Raw genomic sequence first — 5,687 nt, 5'->3', positions numbered from 1 at the left:
TTCGCCAAGCCGGCCGCTGCGCCGGTGCCGCGCGCCAGCCTGCGCGCGCTGCGCGCGCAGGCCGCGCAATGCCGTGCGTGTCCGTTATGGCGCGACGCTACCGCGACCGTATTCGGCGAAGGGCCGGCGCGCGCTCGGGCGATGCTGATCGGCGAGCAGCCCGGCGACGAGGAAGACCGCAGCGGCCGGCCGTTCGTCGGCCCCGCCGGGCGCTTGCTCGATCGCGCCCTGGCCGAGGCCGGCCTCGACCGCGCGACGCTCTACCTCACCAATGCGGTCAAGCATTTCAAGTTCCAGCGCCGCGGCAAACGCCGCATGCACGACCGCGCCGATGCGCACGAGCAGGAGGCCTGCCGGCTGTGGCTGGCGGCGGAATGGCTGCGGCTGCGGCCGTCGCTGGCGTTGGCCTTGGGTGCGATGGCGGCGCAGACCCTGTTCGGCGCCTCGTTCCGGCTCAGCCGCGAACGCGGCCGCTGGATCGCCCTGGACGCGCGCAGCCGGGCGATGGCGAGCTGGCATCCCGCCGCGATCCTGCGCTCGCCGGGGCCGGCGCGCGAACAGCGTTATCGCGAACTGGTGCGCGACCTGACCGCGCTGGCGCGGGCGCTGGACCAGGCGTGACCGGCTCGGGATTCGCAACGCGGTCGCGGCGCGAAGAATGTGCAGCGCCACGCAAGAGTTGCCGCGTTCGCGACCCGGCGCCGCAGCTGTGGCGTTGTCGCGGGGTTGGCACGCGACTTGCGGCTCATCGGGCAGGCGCGGCGGCAAAGTGCGTCGCGCGGACAGACCTATCGATGGTGGAGGACACCTCAGTGCGCAACAGCGGAAACGACCGGCACGGCGACGTCGCCGGCACCGGAGAATTCAAGGCCGTCGCCCATGAGGCATTGCGGCTCGGCGCGCGCGCCCTGGACAGGGGCCGCGCATGGTTGAACCAGACTTGGTCGAACGACGACAGGAGCGAGGACATGACCCAGCGACAAGGCCCGGGCGGCCGCGAAACCCAAGCCCAGCGCCGCCGCGGCGGTGAGGACGAGTCGTGGATGCACGACAAGCAGCGCCAGGCGGCGCGTACCGGCGATGCCGATTACGCCTACGACCCCGCGCGCGGACACGACCGCGAACGCGGCCGCGAGTACGGCCATGCCAGCGCGGACGATCGAGGGCGCGGCGGCGGGTACGCCCGCGAGTACGGCGCAGATTACGACGCTGACTACGGCGCAGACCACGGCGCGCATTACCGGCGCGACAACGGCGAGGGCTACGTCGCGGGCTATCGCGAGCGCGACGGATCCGACCCGGGCGCCGGCCGCGGCCCGCGCATGGATCGCGACTACGGCGGCCGCGACGACGGCGCGCCGGGTCGCGAGCGCGAACCGCGCGCGATGCAATCGCGCCAGCCCGGCGAGCGCGGCCTCTACGGCGCCTACGGCCCCGGCGTGCCGCTGCGCGGCCGGCGCGGCGGCGAGTACGACGACAGCGGCTGGCGCGCCGGCGGCTTCGACGAGCGCTCGCAGTCGGTCGGCTGGGAAGACGACCGCGGCGACGCGCCGGGCGGTTCGCCGCACCAGGGCGATCCGCGCCACGGCTACTACGTCTACGGCGGCGAGAGCCGCGGCCGCGAGCGTCCGCACGGCTACGACGAGTTCGACCCGCGCCGCGCACGCCACGGCGAGGACTTCCGCGCCGGCAGCCGGCGCATGGGCGAGGGCTACGGCCGTTCGTCCGGTTACGCCGACGCCGGCGGCGAGGTCGCCGGTTCGGCCTATGGCGCGGGCTTCGAGCCCAACCGCGAGTGGTCGCGCGAGCGCGCCGAGGACGTGCAGTCGGCCTATCGCGAGCAGGGCGCGCGCAACCACCGCGGACGCGGTCCGCGCAGTTATGCGCGTTCGGACCAGCGCATCGAGGAAGACCTCAACGAACGGCTGACCGAAGACGCGTTGATCGATGCCAGCGATATCGAGGTCGTCTGCCAGCAGGGCGTCGTGGTGCTGAGCGGCGAAGTCGACGATCGCTGGATGAAGCATCGCGCCGAGGACATCGCCGATGCCTGCGGCGGAGTCAAGGACGTCGACAACCGCATCCGCGTGCGCGGCCGCGACCATGCGGTGCTCGCGGCCGGACCGGAAAGCGGCGGCCGGCGCGAGAACGCCGGTCGCTTCGGCCAGGCCACCGCGGCGCAGGGCTCCCAGGCGCAGGCGCCTTCGACGCAGTCGTCGTCGGCGCAGGCAAACGCCGGCCGCAGCGCGGGCGCCGGAACCGCCGCCGGCACCGATGCCGGCACCAGCGGCAGCGCCTCGCCGTCGTCCGGTTCGACTCAGCCGCACTGAGCCGGGCACGCCCCGCGTCGCGGCCTTGGCGGCCGCGACGCGGGGTGCAGCGGCTTCGAACCGGCGCCGCTGAGCCGTCAGCGATTCACGCTCAAGGCGCCGGCGGCGCCATGCCGAGCCCGCGCTGCAGCGCCGCCTGGATGCGCTCGATCGGCGCCGGCTTGATCAGATGCTCGTCGAAGCCTGCCTCGCGGGTACGTGCGCGATCCTCGGCCAGCCCGTAACCGCTGTAGGCGATCAGGTACGGCGAGTGCGGCGCGGCGCGCAGCGCGCGCGCGACATCGCAGCCGTTGAGCGGGCCCGGCAGTTCCAGGTCGCATACCACCACCTCGGCCGGTTCTTCGCTCCATAGCGACAGCGCCTGCTCGCCGTCGCCGGCGGTACGCACGCGATGGCCTTCCAGCGCCAGCAGCGTGGCCAATGCATCGGCGGTATCGACTTCGTCGTCGACGATCAGGATCCGGCCGCACCGCGGCGCCGGCGCCGGCGTGGGCGCCGCATCGCCATCGGCGGCCGCGCTGGCCGCAAGCGGCAGGTCGACTTCGAAGCTGGCGCCGAGCCCCGGCCCGCGGCTGCGCGCGGCGACCTGGCCGCCGTGGCGCTCGACCAGGGTCTTGACGATGCTCAGGCCGAGCCCGAGCCCGCGCGAACGCCAGCCCGGCGTCTGCACGAACGGCTCGAACAAGTGCGCGGCGATCTCCCGGTCCAGTCCCTGGCCCCGATCGCGCACTTCCACGCGCACGCCCTCGCCGCCGTCGGCCAGCGCCGCCGGCCGCAGCGACAAACCGATCCGCTGGCCGGGCGCGCTCGCCTTGATCGCGTTGGACACGAGGTTGTCGAACACCTGGCGCAGGCGCGCGCGGTCGCCGTGCACGGGCGCGCGCGCCAGACCGGCGAGCGGATCGAGGACGACGCCGGCGGCGTCGGCGCGCAGCCGGTTGTCTTCGCGCACTTCCTCCAGCAACGAGCGCAGATCCAGCGTTTCGCTGCGCAGTTCCAGGCCGCCCTGGGTGACCCGGGCGACATCGAGCAGGTCTTCGACCATGCGCTGCACATGCCGGTTCTGCCGCACCAGCGTCGCCAGCGCGCGCTCGCGCTGCGCCGCGTCGAGGTCGGCGCGTTGCAGCAACTCGCCGGCCGCGGCCACGCCCGACAGCGGATTGCGCAACTCGTGGCTGAGCACGGCGAGGAAACGGCTGATCCGCTGGTTGGCCGCGGCCATCATCGCCAGCGCGCGCTTCTGGTCCTCGATGTCGGTGCTGGCGCCGTACCAGCAGCGCAGCCGGCCGTGCGAGTCCAGCAACGGCTGGCCGCGCACGATATGCCAGCGGTACTGGCCGTCGGCGCGGCGAAAGCGCAGTTCGACATTGAGCGGGCGGCCGGTGCGGATGGCCTCGTCCCAATGGCGCACGCCGTCGTGCAGGTCTTCAGGATGGCAGATGTCGCGCCAGTCCTGGTCGCCGCCCAGGCCGGTGTATTCGTACCAGCGGCGGTTCTGGTAGCGGATCGCGCCGTCGGGCTCGGCGATCCAGACCATCTTGGGCACGTTGTCCAGCAGCGCGTGCTGCTCGGCTTCGGCGCGGCGCAGCTGTTCTTCGAACACGCGCCGCTCGTGGATGTCGCGCAGGCCGCCGATCCATTCCAGCGCCTGGCCGGCGTCGTCGGTGACCGGCACCGCGCGCAGGGCGACGTGGCGCGGCTCGCCGTGAGCGGTGAGCACGCGGAATTCCAGGTCGAGCAGTTCCGGCCGCGGCGCGCGCACGCTGTCGTGCCAGGCCTCGCGCACGCGGGCGCGGTCGAGCGGGTCGACTGCAGCGAGCCAGCCGTCGCCGCTCGCCTGCGCGCGCGATTGCCCCGTGAGCTCTTCCCAGCCCGGCGCATCCAACAGGCGTCCGGCGCCATCGGCGAACCAGACCAGCCCGGCGCCGGCCACCGCCAGACTGCGGAAGCGGCGCTCGCTGGCCTCGACCCGGCGCGCGGCCTCGACCCGCGCAGTGACGTCCAGCGCATGCACCACCACGCCTTCGACTGCGTCGCCGTCGGGCCGGTGCGGCACGAACTGCACGTCGAAATGCCGCTGCTGGCCGTGCCGCGACAACTCCAGCGGGAAACGCACCGCCTGGCCGGCGAAGGCGCGCTCCAGCAGCGGCAGGTACGGCGCCAGCTCCGGCGCCGGATGCGCATCGTCCAGGGTCAGGCCCTGCAGCCGGCGGTCGCCGAACCAGCGCCGGTAGGCGCGGTTGCACAGGCGATAGCGCCGACGCGGGTCGACATAGGCCACCAGCGCCGGAATCCGGTCGATCAAGGCGCGCATGAGCAGGCGTTGCGCGCGCAGGGCCGCATCGCTGCGCTTGCGCTCGCCGATGTCCAGCGCGAGCAGGGCGACGTCGCGTTCGGACAAGGCCTCCCCGGCGAGCAGCATCCAGGCCGGTTCGCCGCCGCGCTCGGGCAGCGCCACTTCGACCGGTTCGAACGCGCCGTCGCGCTGCAGCCGCTGCAGCAATTCGGCCGGTATTCCCAGTTGTTCCAGCGATTGCCCGCGCATCGGCGCGGGGTCGTCGGCGGCGGGTGCGAGCATGCGCTCGAAGCCGGGATTGGCCCACCAGCGACCGCCCTGCGCATCGGCGAAGCACACGCCCCACAGGTCGGTATCGAACACCGCGCGCAGGCGCCGCTCGCTCATGCCTTCCTCGGCGCCGCGCGGCGCGCGCAGGAATACGGCGTGGCCGGAGAACGCATCGCGCGGGCCTTGCAGCGGCACCGCTTCGGCCTGCAGCGGGCGGTCGCCGGCGCCGCGCAACGGCAGCGGGCCGGGCTGCGCCGGCAGCGCCGGCGGCCAGCCTTCGATCGCTACGCCCGCGTCGCGTCCGCGCACCCGCTCGGGATCGACATCGAGCAACCGCGCTGCGGCCGGATTGAGATAGAGAATGCGTCCGTCGCCGCCGATCAGCATCACGCCGTCGCCGACCCCGGCCAGCACCGTCGACCATTGCTCCTGCTGCAGGCGCAGGCGGTTGCGCCGGCGCCGCAGCGCGGCGGCGATCCAGACCAAGGCGCTGGCCGCGCACAGGAACAAGGCGCAGCCGGCCACGCCGATCTGCACCCTCAACCCCGGCCAGAACACGATCGCGGCGAGCGCCGCGGCGACTGCCACGGCGCCGCCGCGCACGCCGTCGTACCAGGCGGCCAGCACTGCCAGCAGGTACAGCCCCAGCAGCGGCAGCAGATCGTTGAGGCCCTGGCCGAAGCGCACGTGGGCCAGCGTCAGCACCGCGGCCAGTGCGGCGGCGGCGAGCAGTTCGCGCGGCCGCAGCGCGGCCGGGAGCGGCGCCGGCATGGCTAGCCGCGCGACGGCGC

General features: G+C 73.9%; 3 protein-coding genes. 2 read left to right on the top strand and 1 reads right to left on the bottom strand.

The features are described 5' to 3' along the window. Both A7A76_RS19910 and A7A76_RS19905 read left to right on the top strand, forming a co-directional pair. On the top strand, positions 1–621 hold a 621-nt coding region (locus tag A7A76_RS19910), incomplete at its 5' end, for a UdgX family uracil-DNA binding protein (protein WP_206412914.1). A 347-nt stretch (positions 622–968) separates the two neighbouring features. Next, positions 969–2,330 carry a BON domain-containing protein gene (locus A7A76_RS19905; protein ID WP_206412912.1) on the top strand — a complete coding sequence of 454 codons (1,362 nt, stop codon included), beginning with the start codon at positions 969–971 and terminating at the stop codon, positions 2,328–2,330. 91 nt (positions 2,331–2,421) lie between these two features. On the opposite strand, the gene A7A76_RS19900 is transcribed toward A7A76_RS19905, so the two are convergent. After that, positions 2,422–5,667 (bottom strand): PAS domain S-box protein, encoded by a 3,246-nt coding sequence (locus A7A76_RS19900; RefSeq protein WP_206412911.1) that lies wholly within the window; start codon positions 5,665–5,667, stop codon positions 2,422–2,424. Positions 5,668–5,687 lie beyond the last annotated feature (20 nt).

Origin of the sequence: Lysobacter enzymogenes (genome assembly GCF_017168095.1) — a bacterium.
Taxonomy (GTDB): domain Bacteria; phylum Pseudomonadota; class Gammaproteobacteria; order Xanthomonadales; family Xanthomonadaceae; genus Lysobacter; species Lysobacter enzymogenes_D.
The sequence above is the reverse complement of the archived record's forward strand: the minus strand, read 5'-3'. Positions and strand labels throughout refer to the sequence as shown.

What these genes read in the sequence shown, in the direction of transcription:
- A7A76_RS19905 (WP_206412912.1), top strand. Translation starts at nt 969, where the DNA reads ATGACCCAGCGACAAGGCCCGGGCGGCCGCGAAACCCAAGCCCAGCGC.
- A7A76_RS19900 (WP_206412911.1), bottom strand. Translation starts at nt 5,667, where the DNA reads ATGCCGGCGCCGCTCCCGGCCGCGCTGCGGCCGCGCGAACTGCTCGCC.